This is a genomic window from Actinomadura rubrisoli, from assembly GCF_004349215.1.
Classification (GTDB): domain Bacteria; phylum Actinomycetota; class Actinomycetes; order Streptosporangiales; family Streptosporangiaceae; genus Spirillospora; species Spirillospora rubrisoli.
The window spans coordinates 1-15,702 of the sequence record NZ_SMKU01000217.1 but is presented as its reverse complement, the minus strand read 5'-3'; the positions used below and the strand labels follow the sequence as shown (position 1 = coordinate 15,702).

16 protein-coding genes and 2 pseudogenes are annotated in these 15,702 nt (G+C 74.0%); 8 read left to right on the top strand and 10 right to left on the bottom strand.

What is annotated here, in order from left to right; genetic code table 11:
* Positions 1 to 124: 124 nt before the first annotated feature.
* Both E1298_RS51905 and E1298_RS31195 read left to right on the top strand, forming a co-directional pair.
* Positions 125 to 754 (top strand): annotated as a pseudogene (locus E1298_RS51905) (phosphatase PAP2 family protein); the annotation flags it as partial.
* Positions 755 to 839: 85 nt separating this feature from the next.
* Positions 840 to 1,601, top strand: coding sequence for a creatininase family protein (locus tag E1298_RS31195; RefSeq protein WP_131899622.1), 762 nt, complete (start codon positions 840 to 842; stop codon positions 1,599 to 1,601).
* Here E1298_RS31195 and E1298_RS31190 read toward each other — a convergent pair.
* The 7 genes and pseudogenes from E1298_RS31190 to E1298_RS31160 form a co-directional block, all read right to left on the bottom strand.
* Positions 1,596 to 2,360, bottom strand: a pseudogene (locus E1298_RS31190) (lysylphosphatidylglycerol synthase transmembrane domain-containing protein); the annotation flags it as partial. The gene E1298_RS31195 and the pseudogene E1298_RS31190 sit on opposite strands and share 6 nt — an antisense overlap.
* On the bottom strand, positions 2,357 to 3,136 hold the full coding sequence (locus E1298_RS31185) for a class I SAM-dependent methyltransferase (protein ID WP_131899620.1): 780 nt from the start codon (positions 3,134 to 3,136) through the stop codon (positions 2,357 to 2,359). The pseudogene E1298_RS31190 and the gene E1298_RS31185, both read right to left, overlap by 4 nt.
* A complete protein-coding gene (locus E1298_RS31180) occupies positions 3,133 to 4,269 on the bottom strand; it encodes a glycosyltransferase family 4 protein (RefSeq protein WP_131899618.1) in 1,137 nt (378 codons plus the stop codon). Before E1298_RS31180 ends, E1298_RS31185 begins: the two co-directional genes overlap by 4 nt.
* Entirely contained in the window at positions 4,266 to 4,664 is a 399-nt protein-coding gene (locus tag E1298_RS31175) for a 6-pyruvoyl trahydropterin synthase family protein (protein ID WP_131899616.1), read from the bottom strand. Before E1298_RS31175 ends, E1298_RS31180 begins: the two co-directional genes overlap by 4 nt.
* 12 nt (positions 4,665 to 4,676) lie before the next feature.
* Positions 4,677 to 5,645 (bottom strand): zinc-dependent alcohol dehydrogenase, encoded by a 969-nt coding sequence (locus E1298_RS31170; RefSeq protein WP_131899614.1) that lies wholly within the window; start codon positions 5,643 to 5,645, stop codon positions 4,677 to 4,679.
* Positions 5,602 to 6,333 (bottom strand): CDP-alcohol phosphatidyltransferase family protein, encoded by a 732-nt coding sequence (locus tag E1298_RS31165; protein ID WP_131899612.1) that lies wholly within the window; start codon positions 6,331 to 6,333, stop codon positions 5,602 to 5,604. Before E1298_RS31165 ends, E1298_RS31170 begins: the two co-directional genes overlap by 44 nt.
* The gene (locus E1298_RS31160; RefSeq protein WP_131899610.1) at positions 6,330 to 6,983 is read right to left on the bottom strand and encodes a GTP cyclohydrolase II; all 654 of its coding nucleotides are present in this window, start codon (positions 6,981 to 6,983) and stop codon (positions 6,330 to 6,332) included. Before E1298_RS31160 ends, E1298_RS31165 begins: the two co-directional genes overlap by 4 nt.
* Before the next feature lie 314 nt (positions 6,984 to 7,297).
* On the opposite strand from E1298_RS31160, the gene E1298_RS31155 reads away from it, so the two are divergent.
* The 4 genes from E1298_RS31155 to E1298_RS31140 all read left to right on the top strand — a co-directional run bounded on the left by E1298_RS31155 (position 7,298) and on the right by E1298_RS31140 (position 11,656).
* A complete protein-coding gene (locus tag E1298_RS31155; protein WP_131899608.1) occupies positions 7,298 to 8,068 on the top strand; it encodes a hypothetical protein in 771 nt (256 codons plus the stop codon).
* Between the two features lie 77 nt (positions 8,069 to 8,145).
* Entirely contained in the window at positions 8,146 to 9,150 is a 1,005-nt protein-coding gene (locus tag E1298_RS31150; protein WP_131899606.1) for a carbohydrate ABC transporter permease, read from the top strand.
* Entirely contained in the window at positions 9,147 to 9,977 is an 831-nt protein-coding gene (locus E1298_RS31145; protein ID WP_131899604.1) for a carbohydrate ABC transporter permease, read from the top strand. Before E1298_RS31150 ends, E1298_RS31145 begins: the two co-directional genes overlap by 4 nt.
* A gap of 32 nt (positions 9,978 to 10,009) precedes the next feature.
* Positions 10,010 to 11,656, top strand: coding sequence for a glycoside hydrolase family 13 protein (locus E1298_RS31140; RefSeq protein ID WP_131899602.1), 1,647 nt, complete (start codon positions 10,010 to 10,012; stop codon positions 11,654 to 11,656).
* Between the two features lie 125 nt (positions 11,657 to 11,781).
* Here E1298_RS31140 and E1298_RS31135 read toward each other — a convergent pair whose 3' ends face one another.
* Positions 11,782 to 12,147: a hypothetical protein gene (locus E1298_RS31135; RefSeq protein WP_131899600.1), complete on the bottom strand. Its 366-nt coding sequence runs from the start codon at positions 12,145 to 12,147 to the stop codon at positions 11,782 to 11,784.
* A gap of 74 nt (positions 12,148 to 12,221) precedes the next feature.
* Complete coding sequence (locus tag E1298_RS31130; protein WP_165975755.1) at positions 12,222 to 12,620, bottom strand: SSI family serine proteinase inhibitor; 399 nt, start codon at positions 12,618 to 12,620, stop codon at positions 12,222 to 12,224.
* A 496-nt stretch (positions 12,621 to 13,116) separates the two neighbouring features.
* Here E1298_RS31130 and E1298_RS31125 point away from each other — a divergent pair, with 496 nt between their 5' ends.
* Positions 13,117 to 13,728 carry an RNA polymerase sigma factor gene (locus E1298_RS31125; protein WP_165975754.1) on the top strand — a complete coding sequence of 204 codons (612 nt, stop codon included), beginning with the start codon at positions 13,117 to 13,119 and terminating at the stop codon, positions 13,726 to 13,728.
* 4 nt (positions 13,729 to 13,732) lie between these two features.
* Positions 13,733 to 14,812, top strand: a complete 1,080-nt coding sequence (locus tag E1298_RS31120; RefSeq protein WP_131899596.1) for a CU044_5270 family protein — start codon at positions 13,733 to 13,735, stop codon at positions 14,810 to 14,812.
* 45 nt (positions 14,813 to 14,857) lie between these two features.
* On the opposite strand, the gene E1298_RS31115 is transcribed toward E1298_RS31120, so the two are convergent.
* The gene (locus E1298_RS31115) at positions 14,858 to 15,649 is read right to left on the bottom strand and encodes a putative hydro-lyase (RefSeq protein ID WP_131899594.1); all 792 of its coding nucleotides are present in this window, start codon (positions 15,647 to 15,649) and stop codon (positions 14,858 to 14,860) included.
* Between the last annotated feature and the right edge of the window lie 53 nt (positions 15,650 to 15,702).

Sequence of the window (15,702 nt, the reverse complement as noted above, 5' to 3'; positions counted from 1 at the left end):
GTGGGGTTAGCTCCACCATGGGGTGTGGGACTGGCCTCCCTGAAGAGGGTGGCTGGGACCAGTGCCCGGCGAACTGTCAGTGGCGAGGGTTGTCATAGGACGGTACACCGGCACGGAGGACAGCATGGCGAACGATGTGATCCGCATCCGCGGGGGGTGGGCGCTGCGGTCGGCGCGGCCGTTGGCGACCGAGGTGGCGCTGTTGCTGGTGCTGTTCTCGTTCTACAAGTGGGGGCGGACGCTCTTCGAGAGCGGGCCGGGTGAGGCGCTCGCGAACGCGAAGGCGCTGTGGGGGTTCGAGCGGTCGTGGCTGCCGAACGAGATGAGCCTGCAGCATTGGGCGCTCGGGTGGGACCACACGGCGTTCCTGGCGAACCTGTACTACGTGTCCGTGCACTTTCCGGGGACGGCGCTGCTGCTGATCTGGTTGTACGCGCGGCACCGCGGCTCCTATCGGCGGGTGCGGAACGAGCTGGTGCTGCTCACGGCGGCCGGGCTGGCCGTCCACGTGATGTTCCCGCTGGCGCCGCCCCGGCTGGCCGGGCTGGGGGCCGTCGACACGATGCTGACCGTGGGGCCGTCGGCCTACCCGGCGGCGGCGGACGGGGTCGCCAACCAGTACGCGGCGATGCCGTCGCTGCACATCGGGTGGGCGCTGCTGGTCGCGGTCACGGTGGTGCGGGTGTCGCGGAGCCGGTGGCGGTGGGTCGTCGCGCTGCACGCCCCGGTCACGGTGCTCGTGGTGGTCGTGACGGCGAACCACTACTGGACGGACGGGCTGGTCGCCGCCGGGCTGCTGGCGGGCGCGATGCTGCTGGTGAGGTGGCAGGGTGGGCGGCATGCTTCCCCTGAACACCAGCCGCGAGGAGCCGGACGTCCCGGTGGCGGTGCTGCCGGTCGGCAGCCACGAGCAGCACGGGCCCTTCCTGCCGCTGGCGACGGACACGATCATCGCCTGCACGATCGCGCGGGAGGTCGCGGCCTGCCATCCGGTGCGGCTGCTGCCGCCGGTGACGATCTCGTGCTCGCACGAGCACGCGGACTGGCCCGGGACGGTGAGCATCTCGGCGGTGACGCTGGCCGCGGTCGTGACGGACGTCGCGGGGTCGCTGCGGCGTGCCGGTGTGCCGAGGCTGGTGCTGGTGAACGGGCACGGGGGCAACTATGTGCTCGGGAACGTCGTCCAGGAGGCCGGAGGGAGCATGGCGCTGTTCCCGGGCCCCGGTGACTGGGACGCGGCGCGGGACGCGGCGGGCATCGAGACCACGGCCGACGGCGACATGCACGCCGGGGAGCTGGAGACCTCGATCCTGCTGCACGCCCGCCCCGAGGTGGTGCGGGACGGGTACGCCGGCGCCGACCATCTCGCCGACGACCGGCGGCACCTGCTCACGGTGGGAATGGGGCCCTACACGCGGTCGGGGGTCGTCGGGCGGCCGTCACTGGCCTCGGCCGGCAAGGGCCGGGACGTCCTGGCGAGCCTCGTCGGGTCGTTCGGGGACTGCCTGGCCGTCCTTCAGCAGCAGGGTCGCGGCGCCGGGGAGGCTCGCGACGAAGGTGAGCACCCCGTACACGACGGAGACGGTCAGGCCCTGCGCTGAGCCGAGGCCCGCGGCGCCGAACGCCAGGGACAGGACGGCCTCGCGGGGCCCCCAGCCGCCGACGTTCAGCGGCAGCGCCATGACCAGCAGCGCGAGCAGGACGAGCGGGACGAGGTCGGCGAGCGGGGCGGTGGCGCCCGCGAGGCGCGCCGCGATCAGGAACAGGGTGACGTGCCCGGCCAGCGCCCCGGCGGACAGGGACGCCAGGGACGGCCAGGCGTCCAGGACGGGCCTGAGGTCCAGGGTGCGGCGGCGGACGAGGACGAGCGCGCCCGCCAGCAGGCTCAGCACGACCGTGGCGGGGATCAGCGCGGGGGTGAGGGCCGGCAGGAGCGCGGGACGGGTGAGCAGGACCACCAGCCCGGCGGCGATGAGGACGGCCTGGCCCGCGGCGCGTTCGAGCACGACGGCGCGGACGCCGCGTCCGACGTCGCCGGAGCGGTGGCCGTGGCTCACCGCGCGGTGGACGTCGCCGAGGACGCCGGCGGGCAGCACGGCGTTGAGGAACTGCGAGCGGTAGTAGTCGGTGACGGCCTTGCCGAGGGAGAGCCGGAGGCCGAGGCGGCGCGCCACGACACGCCACCGGGCGGCGCTCAGGACGGTGGTCAGCAGGCCGATCGCGAGGGCGGCCGACAGCGACGGGCCGTCGACGGCGCGGAGGGCGTCCGCGAACGCGGCGGTGCTGTGCCACCACAGGAGCGCGGCGAGGATGCCGAGCCCGATGAGCAGGCGCAGCCAGGGCCAGGGCTTGCGGGTCACATGCTCTCCCCGGGAAGTGCGAGCAGGTCGGCGTGGGCGACTTCGACGTGCAGGTCGGCGATGTGCAGGTCGCCCGCGCGGCGGCGGAGGTAGCCGTCGGCGGCGGGCCCGAGGTCGGGGCGCTGCTCGACGGCGGCGGCGACCCAGCCGTGCAGCCACGCGGCGGTCAGCGCGGGCCGGTCGGGGCCGAGCCGCCAGGGGCTGGGACGGGTCCGGACGTCGGCGCCGCGCCGTCCGAACGCCTCGGACGCGGCGGCGACGGCGTCGGGGCCGAGGAGGCCGCCGCGGCGCTGGTGGGCGTCGAAGGCGGCGGCGAGGTCGGCGTCGAGGGGGTCGGGCGGGGACAGCCGGACGCGGCCGGTGACGGACAGGGTCAGCAGGGCCGGGAGGCGCGCGGCGGTGATCGCGGCGGCGAGGCCGTCCACCCGTGCGGGCGTGAGGACGTCGAGGAGCGCGGACGCGGTGACGAGGGAGGCGCCCGCGAGGTCGGCGGCGCGGAGGGCGGCGAGGTCGCCCGCGCGGGTCTCGAAGGACGCGGGGACGCGGGCCTTGGCGAGGAGGGCCGGGTCGTCGTCGTACAGGATCCAGTGCTGCGGGTTCGGCAGGCGGGGGGCCAGCCAGCGGCCGAGGGAGCCGGTGCCGCAGCCGAGGTCCCAGATGATCAGCGGCCCCCGGGCGGGCAGCGCCTCCTGGAGCGGGGCGAGGAGGTCGGCGGCACGGGCCTCGGCGTCGGCGCTCTCGCGCAGCTCCAGCCATTCCGGGTCGAATCCGGTCATCGCGCCTCCCGGCGGAGCCCGTCGAGGACGGCGGCCACGCCGCGCGCGGTCGCGTCCCAGCCGCCGAGCGCGCCGCGCCGCCGCCGAGCGGCCGCGCGCAGGCGGCTGCGGAGATCGGGTTCGACCAGCCAGCGCCGGAGCGCGGCCGCGAGCGCGGCGGGGTCGCCGGGCGGGACGAGGAGGCCCGCGTCGCGCCCCAGGGTGTCCGGGACGCCGTCCACGGCCGTCGCCAGGACGGGGACGCCGCGCGCGAGCGCCTCGGTGACGACCATGCCGTAGGTCTCGGCGCGGGACGGCAGGACGAGGAGGTCGGCGGCGGCGTAGGAGGCGGCGAGGCGCCCGCCGGTCTTGGGGCCGTCGAGGTGGACGCGGTCGCCGATGCGGTGCCGTCCGAGCAGCCGGCGCACGCGGGTGACGTGGGCGGGGTCGCGGTCGAGGGGGCCGGCGCACTCGCAGGTCCAGGGCAGATGGGCGACGGCGGCGAGCGCCTCGGCGAGCAGGTCGTGGCCTTTGCGCGGGGTCACCGACGCCACGCACAGCAGGCGGGACGCCCCGTCGGTGCCGGACGCGAGGGGCGCCGGATCGGTTCCCGGCGTGACGGCGTGGACGCGGCCCGAGGGGAGGCCGTGGTGGTCGATGAGGCGTCGCCTGGCCCACGGGCTCGTCGCCACGACGGCGCCTGCGGCGTGGAGCGTCGCCCGCTCGCGCGCGTCGAGGTCCGCGGCCGTCTCCGGCGCCAGACCCGTCTCGTCCGCCAGCGGGAGGTGAACGAGGACCGCGAGCCTCAACCGCCCGGCATGCGGGACGACGATCTCCGGGACGCCGCAGGCCACGAGCCCGTCCAGGAGGACGACGGCGCCGTCGGGCAGCCCGGCGAGGGCGCGGCCGAGCCCGGTCCGGGCGGAGGCGCCCGGGCGCGGCCAGGTCCCCGGCACGGCCAGTTCGCGGACGGGCCGTCCCGCCGCCGCGAGCCCCTGGCACAGCCGCCGATCGTAGACGTTGCCGCCGCTGGGGGCCGACACGTCGTCGATGTCACCGGGCACGACGAAGCACACCTCGTCCACAGCCGCCCCGCCCTCGGCCATGTCGCCCGCAGCGGCGGCGGACGCGGCCTGGGGGTTCAGGGGGGTCATAGGGGGCGCTCGTAGCTTGCCCAGGCGACGTGCGACTCGTGCAGTGTCACGGTGAGCTCCGACAGGCCGCGTGCGTTGTCGCCTAGGGCGCCGGCGTGGATCCGGTCGGCGAGGCGGTCGGCGATGACCTTCGCGAGGTATTCGGTCGAGGTGTTGGTCCCGGCGAACGCGGGTTCGTCGTCCAGGTTGCGGTAGTTCAGCCCGGCCAGGACCTCGCCCAGCTCGCGGGTGGCCAGGCCGATGTCCACGACGATGTTGTCGGCGTCGAGCTCGGCGCGGCGGAACGTGGCGTCCACGACGAAGGTGGCGCCGTGCAGGCGCTGCGCCGGGCCGAAGACCTCCCCGCGGAAGCTGTGCGCGATCATGACGTGGTCGCGGACGGTGATGCCGAACACTCCGGGTCCTCCTCAGTAGGCGATGCGGTGGCACAGGGCGGGCAGGTCCCCGTCCGCGAGGCGGGGCATGACGCGCGGCAGCTCCTCGAAGGGGCTCTCCCCGGTGATCAGCGCGTCGAACGCGGGGTCGGCGAGCAGGCGGAGCGCGAGGGCGATCCGGTCGGCGAAGGTGCGCCGTCCCCGGCGGGGCGAGATCGTGCCGACCTGGCTGGCGCGGATGGCGAGGCGCCGCGAGTGGAAGCCCTCCCCCAGCGGGACGGCGATCCGCCGGTCGCCGTACCAGCTCAGCTCGATGACCTCCCCCTCCGGCGCGAGCAGCTCCAGGGAGCGCGCCAGGCCCGCCTCGGTGGCGCTGGCGTGGATCACCAGGTCGCGGTCGGCCTCGGCCTGGTCCGGGGAGGCGAAGGCGACGCCGAGCGTCCGGGCGATGCGGGCGCGGGCCGGGTCGGTGTCGACGAGCTGGACGGACGTCCCGGGCAACCCGGCCAGGACCCCGGCGACGGCGCAGCCGACCATCCCGGCGCCGACCACGGCGACGCGGTCGCCGACGAGGGGCGCCGCGTCCCACAGGGCGTTCACCGCGGTCTCGACCGTCCCGGCCAGGACGGCGCGCTCCGGCGGCACCCCGTCCGGGACGGGGCTGACCGCGCTCGCGGGGACGACGTACCGGGTCTGGTGCGGGTAGAGGCAGAAGACCGGACGGCCGAGCAGGCCGGACGGGCCGTGCTCGACGACGCCCACGTTCAGGTAGCCGTACTTGACCGGCCCGGGGAAGGCCCCCGCCTGGAACGGGGCGCGCATCACCTCGTGCTGGCTCGCGGGGACACGGCCGCGGAACACCAGCGCCTCCGTCCCCCGGCTGACGCCGGAGCAGACCGTCCTGACCAGGACCTCGCCCGGGCCCGGCTCGGGCAGCTCCTCCGAGCGGATCTCCCCCTCACCTGGTGACCGGATCCAGAACGCGCGGGCGTCGCGCTCCATCGGCCCTCCTCCCCTGCGGGTTCCCCCGCCGTAGCGCGGCCAGCCAGACGATGTCACGCCCGAACGACCACGCGAGCAGGCCCAGCGCCGCCGCGACCGCGAGCTCCGCGTGCGGGACGACCTCCGCGGCGGCCACGGCCAGGACGACCCCCTGCACCACCGCGACGGTCTTGCGGGCGAGGCTGTCCGGCAGCGGCGCGCGCAGCCACGGCGCCGTCCAGGACGCGGCGGCGAACGCGTAGCGCATCCCGCCGATCGCCAGGACCCACGGCCCGGCGGACGCGGCGACCTGCACGCTCAGCACCAGGATCAGGAAGGCGTCCACCTCCATGTCGAACCGGGCGCCGGCCTCGGACGCCGTACCGGTGCGGCGGGCGACGCGGCCGTCCACCCCGTCCAGGACGAGCGCCGCGGCGGCGGTCGCGACGAGCACCGCGACCGGGCCGCCGCCCGTCGCCAGGTGACCGGCCACCAGGGCCGTCACGCCGCCGACCAGGACGACCCGGACCAGCGTGACGTGGTCGGCGGGCCCGAGCACGCGGCGGTGCCGGAAGGCCGCCGTGAGAACGCTCCAAGCCAGGGCCGCGAAGACGGCCCCGGCCGCCCAGCCCGGCGGTCCCGGCCGCAGCGCCGCCAGCAGCGCGGCCTGCGCGGCGAGCGCCAGGCCCAGTTCCCGGGCCGTGGTCATCCGGGCACCTCGTCCATGCGGCGCGCGGCGGCCTCGCCGACCTGCGGCAGGTCGTGGCCGAGCCGGTCGCGCTTGGCGGTGAGGTACCGGAGGTTGTCGTCGCTGACCGGGACGAGCAGGGGGATCCGCTCCGCGACGTCGATCCCGTACGACTCCAGGGCGCTGACCTTGGCCGGGTTGTTCGACATCAGCCGCACCGACCGGACCCGGAGGTGGCGCAGGACGCGCGCGGCCGGGCCGTAGTCCCGCACGTCGACGGGGAGGCCGATCACGGTGGCGGAGTCCACGGTGTCCAGGCCCTGGTCGTCCTGGAGGACGTGGGTGCGGATCTTGGCGACCAGGCCGATCCCGCGCCCCTCGTGCCCGCGCAGGTACACCAGCACCCCGGCGCCCTCGCGGACGATCGCGTCCAGCGCCGCGCCGAGCTGGTCCCCGCACTCGCAGCGCGTCGCGCCGAAGATGTCGCCCGTCATGCACTCGGAGTGCGTGCGGACGAGGACGCCCTCGCGGCCCCCGACGTCCCCCCGGACCAGGGCCATGTGCTCGTGCCCGTCCACCGGGTCCCGGAACGCGACGGCGCGGAAGACGCCGCGCCGCGTCCTCAGGTCGGCCTCCGCGATGTCGTCGTGATCGATGCCCTGCTCGCGCATCGCTCCCCTTCCTCGGCTGGGCGGTCACCCCTGGTACGTAGGGACCGGGCCGCCCGGTTGCGTTCGAAATCACTCTATCTTCGAATCATTCGAGTCGTGAATGATAGTGGCCGGATGTGTCACCGGTGAACACGGAGGAGGGCCCCCGAAGGGTTCAGAAGATCGCGACCGGACGGTCGCTGTCCGGATCCGGACGGTGACGGCGGCATCAGAACCGCGGCCCGGCGCCCTCCATCTCAGTGGGTACCCGGGGCGCCCCGGCCCAGCCCGGAGACGAGACCTGGCGCCCCCCGGCCATGGTGAGGGAGACACTCATGGCACCTCCGCAACGGACGCAGCAGCAGGCATCGGGGCCTGTGGCGCTGGCGATGCTCGGCGCCGTCTGCTGTTCGATCATCAGCACGCTGGCGACCAAGCGGCTGACCGCCTCGCCCGAACTGGCACTCGCGGCGGCCGCGGCGGGAGCGGCAATCGCCCCGCTCATCAGCGTCGCCGGACGGCACCAGCCGCTGCGCGTGAGCGTGGGCGTGCTGGTGACCGTCATGGCCCTCGCCGTCACCTACGGCGGGTTCACGGTCGTGGACGTCACCACCGACGGCAAGCCGCACTTCCCCCTTCCCGGCGACGTCGGCGGCGGGAGCGGCGGGAGCGGCGACGACCCCCCGCCCGCCGCGTCCGGCCCCGCGATCCGCGTGGTGCCCGCGTCCGTCGCCCTGGACTGCCCGGAGCGGGAGGACCGCTGCGCCCGGGAGGTGCGCGTCATCAGCACCGGCTCCGCCCCGCTGGTGATCGGCGCGATCGAGTTCGCGGGCGGCCCCGCCGCGGGCCTCGCGCACGACGCGGGCGACTGCGAGCGGAAGCGGCTGGCCGGCACCGAGGACGGCTGCACGATCTCCGTCTGGAAGGAGTCGCCGGACGGCCCCGGCGGGACGGCCCGTCTCGTCATCCACCAGAACCTGCCGGGCCTGCCGACGTTCGTCCGGGTGAAGGCCCCGGCCGGGCCGCCGCCCACCGACCCGCCCACCGACCCGCCGACGGACGGCCCCACGGACGGCCCGAGCGACGGCCTGCCCGCCGAAGGCTGATCGGCGTCCGGCCTGGGCCCGCGGAAGGGGCCCCGACCATTGACCGCACGGCGTTCCATGATCACACAATGATCGACATGACGACGTACGACGACACGCCGGACGCCGCGGCCCCCGCCGCGGCGGAGGCGCCCCCCGACAACAGGGGGGACGCGCGGAGCACGAGACGGCTCGCGGCGCTGCTGCTGTCCCCCACCCTGCTCGTCCTCGCGCTGGTGATCGGCTATCCGGTGCTCGCCGGGTTCCGCGAGTCGCTGTTCACGCGCGGCCAGGGTCTGGACGCCGACGGGTTCGTGGTGGAGGGCGAGCGGTTCGCCGGCCTCGACAACTACACCGCGATCTTCACCGGGGACCGGTCCGACGCGTTCTGGAACGCCTTCGCCAACACCACGTTCTTCACCGTGACCACGGTCGTGCTGGAGACGGTGATCGGCGTGGGCATGGCGCTGATCATGCATCAGGCGTTCCGGGGGCGGGCGCTGGTGCGGGCGAGCATCCTCGTCCCGTGGGCGATCCCGACGGCGGTCTCCGGCCTGCTGTGGCGGTGGGTCTTCCAGGCGGACGGCGCCGCGAACGCGCTGCTGCGCCAGGAGATCCTGTGGACCGCGGGCGGCTTCCCCGCCAAGGCGGCCGTGATCATCGCCGAGGTGTGGAAGACCTCCCCGTTCATCGGCCTGCTTGTGCTGGCCGGGCTGCAGATGATCCCCCGCGACGTGCACGAGGCGGCGCGGGTGGACGGCGCCGGCGCCGTCCAGCGGTTCTGGTGGATCACGCTGCCGCTGGTCAAGCCCGCGCTGCTGGTGGCGGTGCTGTTCCGCATGCTGGACGTGCTGCGGATGTTCGACCTGCCCGCCGTGCTGATCGGCGTGAACCAGCGGTCTGTGGAGACCCTCACGATGGTCGCGTGGTTCGAGGCGTCCAACCTGCGGTACGGGTCCGCCGCGGCGTACGCGACGGTGCTGTTCCTCTACATCGCCCTGATCGCCTACCTGTTCGTCAAGCTGCTCGGCGCCGACATCATCGGCGAGGCCCGCCGGCAGGCCGGGCGTCCGCGCGGGAAGCGCAAGGGGGTGGCCGCATGACCGGGTCCACGACGCGGCGCGCGCTGTCCTACCTGGGCGTCGCGGCGGTGGCGGCGTACTGCCTCGCGCCGTTCTACTGGATGGCGATCTCGGCGTTCCGGCGCCCGCAGGACCAGTTCGACAACTCGCCGCTCCCGTCGCGGTGGTCGTGGGAGAACTTCTCCGCGGTCTTCTCCGGCGACAGCGGCTTCGGGCGCGCCCTGCTCAACAGCGTCGTCGTGGCGGGCTGCACGACCGTCCTGACGCTGGTCATCGGGATCTTCACCGCCTACGCGCTGGCGCGGCTGGACTTCCCGTTCAAGAACGCGGTGCTCGGGCTGATCGTCGCGACCTCGATGTTCCCGGGGATCTCCCAGCTCGTCCCGCTGCTGAAGCTGTTCACCGACCTCAAGTGGATCAACACCTACCAGGCGATGGTCCTGCCCAGCCTCGGCTTCGCGCTGCCGCTGTCGGTGTGGCTGCTCACCGCGTTCTTCCGGCAGCTCCCGTTCGAGCTGGAGCATGCCGCCATGGTGGACGGCTGCACCCGCGGCCAGGCGTTCCGCAAGGTCATCGTGCCGCTGGCGGCGCCCGGGGTGTTCACCACGGCGATCCTCACCTTCATCGCCGCGTGGAACGAGTACCTCATCGCGCTGTCGATGGTGAACAAGAGGGAGATGCAGACCGCCACCGTGGCCATCTCCAAGTTCACCGGCGTGTCCGGCTTCGACCAGCCGTTCGGCACGCAGATGGCGGCCGGCGTGGTCGTCACCGTCCCGCTGATCGCCGTCGTGCTGGCCTTCCAGCGCCGAATCGTCGCCGGGCTCACCGCGGGCGGGGTGAAATAGTCCCTGACAGCTCCCGACAACGAAGGACGTTCATGACGCAGGACATCCTCGCCGTGCCCGCAGACACCGGACCCGCGGGCGAGGCCGCCCGCTGGTGGCGCGACGCCGTCATCTACCAGGTGTACGTGCGCAGCTTCGCCGACTCGGGCGGGGACGGCGTCGGCGACCTGCCGGGCATCAGGTCCCGGCTGCCCTACCTCGCCGGGCTCGGCGTGGACGCGCTGTGGCTGACGCCGTTCTATGTGTCGCCGATGGCCGACTTCGGGTACGACGTGGCCGACCACCGCGACGTCGACCCGATGTTCGGCACCCTCGACGACGCGCGGGGGCTGATCGGGGACGCCCACGCACGCGGCCTGCGCGTCATCGTGGACGTGGTCCCCAACCACACCTCCGACCGGCACGCCTGGTTCCAGGCCGCGCTGGCGGCGCCGCCCGGGTCCCCCGAGCGCGCCCGGTACGTCTTCCGGGACGGGCAGGGCCCGGACGGCGCCGAGCCGCCGAACGACTGGGAGTCGGTGTTCGGCGGCCCCGCCTGGACGCGGCTGCCGGACGGCCAGTGGTACCTGCACCTGTTCGCCGCCGAGCAGCCCGACCTGGACTGGGAGAACCCCGAGGTCCGCGCCGAGTTCGACGGCATCCTGAGGTTCTGGCTCGACCTCGGCGTGGACGGCTTCCGCGTGGACGTCGCGCACGGCCTGGTGAAAGCCCCGGGCCTGCCGGACGTCGGCCACGCCGACCAGGTCGAGATGCTCGGGACGGCCGTCCTGCCGTACTTCGACCAGGACGCCGTCCACGACGTCCACCGCGAGTGGCGGCGGCTCCTCGACTCCTACGGCGGGGAGCGGATCGCCGTCGCCGAGGCGTGGGCGCCCACCCTCGAACGGCTCGCGCTCTACACCCGTCCCGACGAGCTGCACCAGGCGTTCAACTTCCACTACCTCACCGCGCCGTGGGACGCGTCCGGGATGCGGGCGGTGATCGAGGAGTCGCTGCGCTCGGCGGAGTCCGTCGGCGCGCCCGCCACGTGGGTGCTGTCCAACCACGACGTGAAGCGGCACGTCACCCGGTACGGCGGCGGCGAGGCGGGCCTGCGCCGCGCCCGCGCGGCGGCGCTGCTGACGCTCGCGCTGCCCGGGTCGGCGTACATCTACCAGGGCGAGGAGCTGGGCCTGCCCGAGGTCCTCGACCTGCCGGAGGAGTTCCTCCAGGACCCGCAGCACGCCCGCGGCGCCGGCTCCGGACGGGACGGCTGCCGCGTCCCGCTGCCGTGGGAGGGCGAGGAGCCGCCGTTCGGGTTCGGGTCGGGCGCCGCGTCCTGGCTGCCCATCCCCCCGTCCTGGCGGGACCTCACCGTCGCGGCGCAGTCCGCCGACCCGGGTTCGATGCTCGCGCTGTACCGCGAGGCGCTGCGCGTCCGCCGCGGGCATCCCGCGCTCGGCGACGGCGGCCTGCGCTGGCTCGTCGGGCCGCCCGGCACGCTGTTCTTCGTCCGGGAGACCACCGCCGGCGGCGGCGCCCGCCGGTCCGTCGCGTGCGCGGTGAACATGAGCGGCCGCACCGTCCGCGTCCCCACGTACGGCACGACGCTGCTCGCGAGCGGCCCGGTGCGCGCCGATGGCGACTGCGTCGCGCTGCCCCCGGACACCGCGCTGTGGTGGGACGTCGAGGACAGATGACGTAACGCCCGAGGACGGCGCGCCGTCCTCGGGCTCGTCCGCGGGCCCTCCGCACACCGGGCCCGCGGACGAGCGGACGGCGGCGCCGGCGCCGGCGAGAGGGAGCGGCCGGCGCCGCCGTCACGTCAGGCGGCCCGCGCGGCCAGGCCGTCCAGCCGTGCGATCACCGCGCGCCAGTCGCGGGGCACCTCGCAGCGGGACGCGCTCCGGCCCCGGTAGGTGAGGGTGTAGGTGAAGTGGTCGGCGACGCGGCAGCCGCCCGCGGACGACCTCGGGGTGCCGATCCGCGCCAGATCCCGGCGCAGCTCCCGGAGCTCCCGGGGGGTCAGCGCGAAGCGGGCGGCCTTGACCTCGGCCATTCCCGCCTTGTCCACGGTCACCCGGTCATTCACTCCGGCGAGACCTCCCGTACGCTGATATTCGACGAGAACCTGCGGCGCCGCGACCGTTCCGGAAAGCGCCATTGTGGCCGCCAATATGGTGGCGATCATGTAATCCTCCTTTTTGAGCAGGCCGCCGGCCGGGCCCCGCCGCCCGGTCCAGCGGCCCGCGGTTCATGAGGCGTTCAGAAAAGAATTCCGCCGGTGTCCCTGCTGGCGATGCACTTGTTGGGATAGGTCCGCGCGAAGTGGCGCGGACGGCCGCGCCAGGTGCCGTCCGCGGTCACGCGGACGGGCGCCAGCGCCAGCGTGCACGGTCCCGTCCGCGCCGGGATCCGCCGGACCTCGCCGGAGGCCGATGCCAGCTGATCACAGGCCCGGGACGCGCTGACATGCGTCCCTCCGGCGGGACCGCACCACAGGGTCGCCGCGCTGATCGGGCCGTCGTTCGGCACCATCATGAGCAGGTAGGCGCCGATGGGCTCGCGGGGCGCCGGTTCCGCGGCGGCGGGCACTGCCGGCAGCATCGCCGCCATTCCCGCCAGGGCCGCGGCCCATCGGACGCGTACACGCGAGACATGCATGATTCCTCCCTGAATTGCCTGGTCGCGATCTGCGGCCATGGCCGCCGGGGCGCCGATTTGTGGTGGACGCCCCGTGCGATTCAGACGTTAGGTGCCACAAAGGAGCATAACAACCCGGGATAATGTCCCCATCCGGCCATTCGCCCCTGGACCGAGTCAATTTTGTCGATATATGCAAAGTTAAGTGAAGCTTAGAGTAAATCGCCGTGAATGCGTAGAAGAACCCCACATCGATATCCGATGGATGAGACCGGCGTCTTAGCAGGTGAGATCAGCGCGCTCAGAGGCAGCCCTCGAACCCCGGTGCGCCGTTCGTTCCCTCCGGCGACATTCCGGAGCCTCGATTGCGAGAATCGCTCCTGTCCGGAACTTGACCGAGACGGCGCGGTCGAGGACGAGGCCGGCGGCGCCGTGAACCGTGGAGGCCCCTTCGCCCAACAACCAGTGCTCATTCGAGACGAAGGGAAGCCATGACCCACCGACACACGGGCTCGCCGTGACCGCCGCGGCGATCGACCCGAGCGCGGCGGAGCTGCTCGACGACGCGGGCCTGATCCGCCGGTCGCTGACCGAGCCGGAATGGTTCTCGGCGCTCTTCGAGCGCTACGGGCGCCGGATCTACGACTACGCGGCGCGGCGGCTGGGGGCCCAGGCCGCCGAGGACATCGTCGCCGAGACGTTCTTCGTCGCGTTCCGCCGCCGCGACTCCTACGACATGACGCGGCCCTTGGCGCGGCCGTGGCTGTACGGGATCGCGACCAACATCATCGCGGGGCATCGGCGCACCGAGGAGAAGTACTACCGGACCCTGCGGCGGACCGGGCTCGACCCGCTGCCCGAGCCGCTGGCCGAGACCGTCGTCCGGCGGGTCACCGCCGAAGTCGAGGAGCGCCGCCTGGCGGGGGCGATGGCGGCCCTGCACCGGCGCGACCGCGACGTGCTGCTGCTGGTCGCCTGGGCCGAGCTGAGCTACGAGGAGATCGCGGACGCGCTCGGCGTGCCGGTCGGCACCGTGCGCTCGCGGCTCCACCGGGCCCGGCGCAAGATCCGCGCGGCGCTCGGCGACACCGATCCCACGGCAACCGATCCCACGGCAGAGGAGAAGTGACGGGATGGACGATCTCACGATGGTCAGGGAGATGCGGAGCTCGATGCCGGGGATGCCGGCCGAAACCGAGGACGCGATCCAGCGCCGCCTGCGGGAGCTGGCCGCCGCCGACGCGCCCGCGCCGCGTCCGGTCGCCCGGCTCGGGGCGTACCGGCCCGCCCGGCTCGCCGACCGGCTCGGCGGGAGGCGGGTGATGGTGCGGGCCGGGCTGCCCGCCGCGCTCGCGGCGGTGGCCGCCGCGGGGGTCATCGTCGCGCAGGGCTCGGGCGGTTCCGAACCCGCGGCGCCTCCCGTGGCCGGGTCCGGGACGGGAACCCCCTCGGGCGGCCCGCTGCCCGAGGTGCGGCTCGCCAGCGCCGTCGAACTCGGCGACCGGGCCGCGCAGGCCGCCGAGCGGCAGCCGTACAAGCGGCCGGGGCCGAAGCAGTGGGTCTACGACCGCACGGTGATCGCGGCCGGGTTCGACATGAACACCTGGTGGAAGGGCATCGACGTCAACAAGCGCGAGACCGTTGAGAACTGGACGCGTGTGGACGGAACGGCCCACGCCACATACTTCGGCGGCAAGCTGCGGGTGATGGACTACTTGAAGCCCCCGCCAGGCGACAGTTACTCTCAGGTCGGGGGAAAGCCGTTGTTCCATCTGGGGAACTACGACACGCTCCCCACGGACCCGGACGCGCTGCTGCGCCACATCTTCAAGTCGAGGTACCCCACCCAGGCCGGCGCCACCAGCCCGCAGAGCGTCTTCGAGACCATGAGCAGCATCCTGAAGGACCCCTCGCCCCCCAAGCTCCGCGCCGCGATCTACCGGGCGCTCCCGAAGATCCGCGGAGTGGTCCTGCAACGCGGCGTGCAGGACGCGGCCGGCCGGCGCGGCGTGGCGTTCGCCCGGGTGGACGAATACGGAGAGCGGGCCAGCATCATCCTGGACCCCGCCACGTACCGCTACCTCGGCAGCAGGGAGGAGACCGTGCGCGCACGGAAGTTGTACAAGGGCATCACCACCAAGCCCGGCACCGTCCTCGGCTGGTCCGCCAACGTGGACCAGAAGATCGTGAACGAACCCGGCCGGCGCTCCTAGCCCACGCGCTCACGGCTCGCGCCGCATCGTCCCCTGGCCCTGCCGTCAGGGGACGATGTAGCGGGTGTCGCGGGCGTCGGTGATCGCCATGTGGCCGGGGGCGTGCCCGATGGCGAGCTTCGGCCGGGACGCCATCACGGCGGCCTGCGGCGTCACCCCGCACGCCCAGAACATCGGGACCTCGTCCACGCGGACCTCGACCGGGTCGCCGAAGTCGGGCTCGGCGAGGTCGGCGATGCCGAGTTCCAGCGGGTCGCCGACGTGGACGGGAGCGCCGTGGACGGACGGGTAGCGGGACGTCACCCGGACCGCGTCCGCCACCTGCGCGGCGGGGACCGGGCGCATCGACACCACCAGCGGGCCGCCGAAGTCCCCGGCGCGGCGGCACGGCCGGTTCGTCCGGTACATCGGGACGTTGACGCCCTGGTCGATGTGCCGGACGGGCACGCCCGCCTCGCGGAGCGCGTCCTCGAAGGTGAAGCTGCATCCGAGGAGGAAGCAGACCAGGTCGTCCCGCCAGAAGTCGGTCACGTCGGGCACCTCGGCGACCGGCTCGCCCCGCTCGTACACGACATAGCCCGGCAGGTCGGTGCGCAGGTCGCCGCCGAACAGCGACGCCGACACCTCGCCGGGCTCGGTCACGTCCAGGACGGGGCACGGCTTGGGGTTGCGCTGCGCGAACAGCAGCAGGTCATAAGCCTGCTCGCGCGGGACGGCGATCAGGTTCGCCTGCGTCCAGCCCGCGCACCACCCGGCGGTGGTGACGCGGAGCCCGGCGCGGAACAGCGCCCTGGCCTGGTCCGGTGACAGGACGCGCGGGTCGATGGGATCGGTCATGTCTTCCCCTCCTTCTCGGCGGTTCCGATGGCGTGCAGGTCGGGCGGGGGCGG

What these genes read in the sequence shown, in the direction of transcription:
- E1298_RS31195 (WP_131899622.1), top strand. Translation starts at nt 840, where the DNA reads ATGCTTCCCCTGAACACCAGCCGCGAGGAGCCGGACGTCCCGGTGGCG.
- E1298_RS31185 (WP_131899620.1), bottom strand. Translation starts at nt 3,136, where the DNA reads ATGACCGGATTCGACCCGGAATGGCTGGAGCTGCGCGAGAGCGCCGAC.
- E1298_RS31180 (WP_131899618.1), bottom strand. Translation starts at nt 4,269, where the DNA reads ATGACCCCCCTGAACCCCCAGGCCGCGTCCGCCGCCGCTGCGGGCGAC.
- E1298_RS31170 (WP_131899614.1), bottom strand. Translation starts at nt 5,645, where the DNA reads ATGGAGCGCGACGCCCGCGCGTTCTGGATCCGGTCACCAGGTGAGGGG.
- E1298_RS31165 (WP_131899612.1), bottom strand. Translation starts at nt 6,333, where the DNA reads ATGACCACGGCCCGGGAACTGGGCCTGGCGCTCGCCGCGCAGGCCGCG.
- E1298_RS31160 (WP_131899610.1), bottom strand. Translation starts at nt 6,983, where the DNA reads ATGCGCGAGCAGGGCATCGATCACGACGACATCGCGGAGGCCGACCTG.
- E1298_RS31155 (WP_131899608.1), top strand. Translation starts at nt 7,298, where the DNA reads ATGGCACCTCCGCAACGGACGCAGCAGCAGGCATCGGGGCCTGTGGCG.
- E1298_RS31150 (WP_131899606.1), top strand. Translation starts at nt 8,146, where the DNA reads ATGACGACGTACGACGACACGCCGGACGCCGCGGCCCCCGCCGCGGCG.
- E1298_RS31145 (WP_131899604.1), top strand. Translation starts at nt 9,147, where the DNA reads ATGACCGGGTCCACGACGCGGCGCGCGCTGTCCTACCTGGGCGTCGCG.
- E1298_RS31140 (WP_131899602.1), top strand. Translation starts at nt 10,010, where the DNA reads ATGACGCAGGACATCCTCGCCGTGCCCGCAGACACCGGACCCGCGGGC.
- E1298_RS31135 (WP_131899600.1), bottom strand. Translation starts at nt 12,147, where the DNA reads ATGATCGCCACCATATTGGCGGCCACAATGGCGCTTTCCGGAACGGTC.
- E1298_RS31130 (WP_165975755.1), bottom strand. Translation starts at nt 12,620, where the DNA reads ATGCATGTCTCGCGTGTACGCGTCCGATGGGCCGCGGCCCTGGCGGGA.
- E1298_RS31120 (WP_131899596.1), top strand. Translation starts at nt 13,733, where the DNA reads ATGGACGATCTCACGATGGTCAGGGAGATGCGGAGCTCGATGCCGGGG.
- E1298_RS31115 (WP_131899594.1), bottom strand. Translation starts at nt 15,649, where the DNA reads ATGACCGATCCCATCGACCCGCGCGTCCTGTCACCGGACCAGGCCAGG.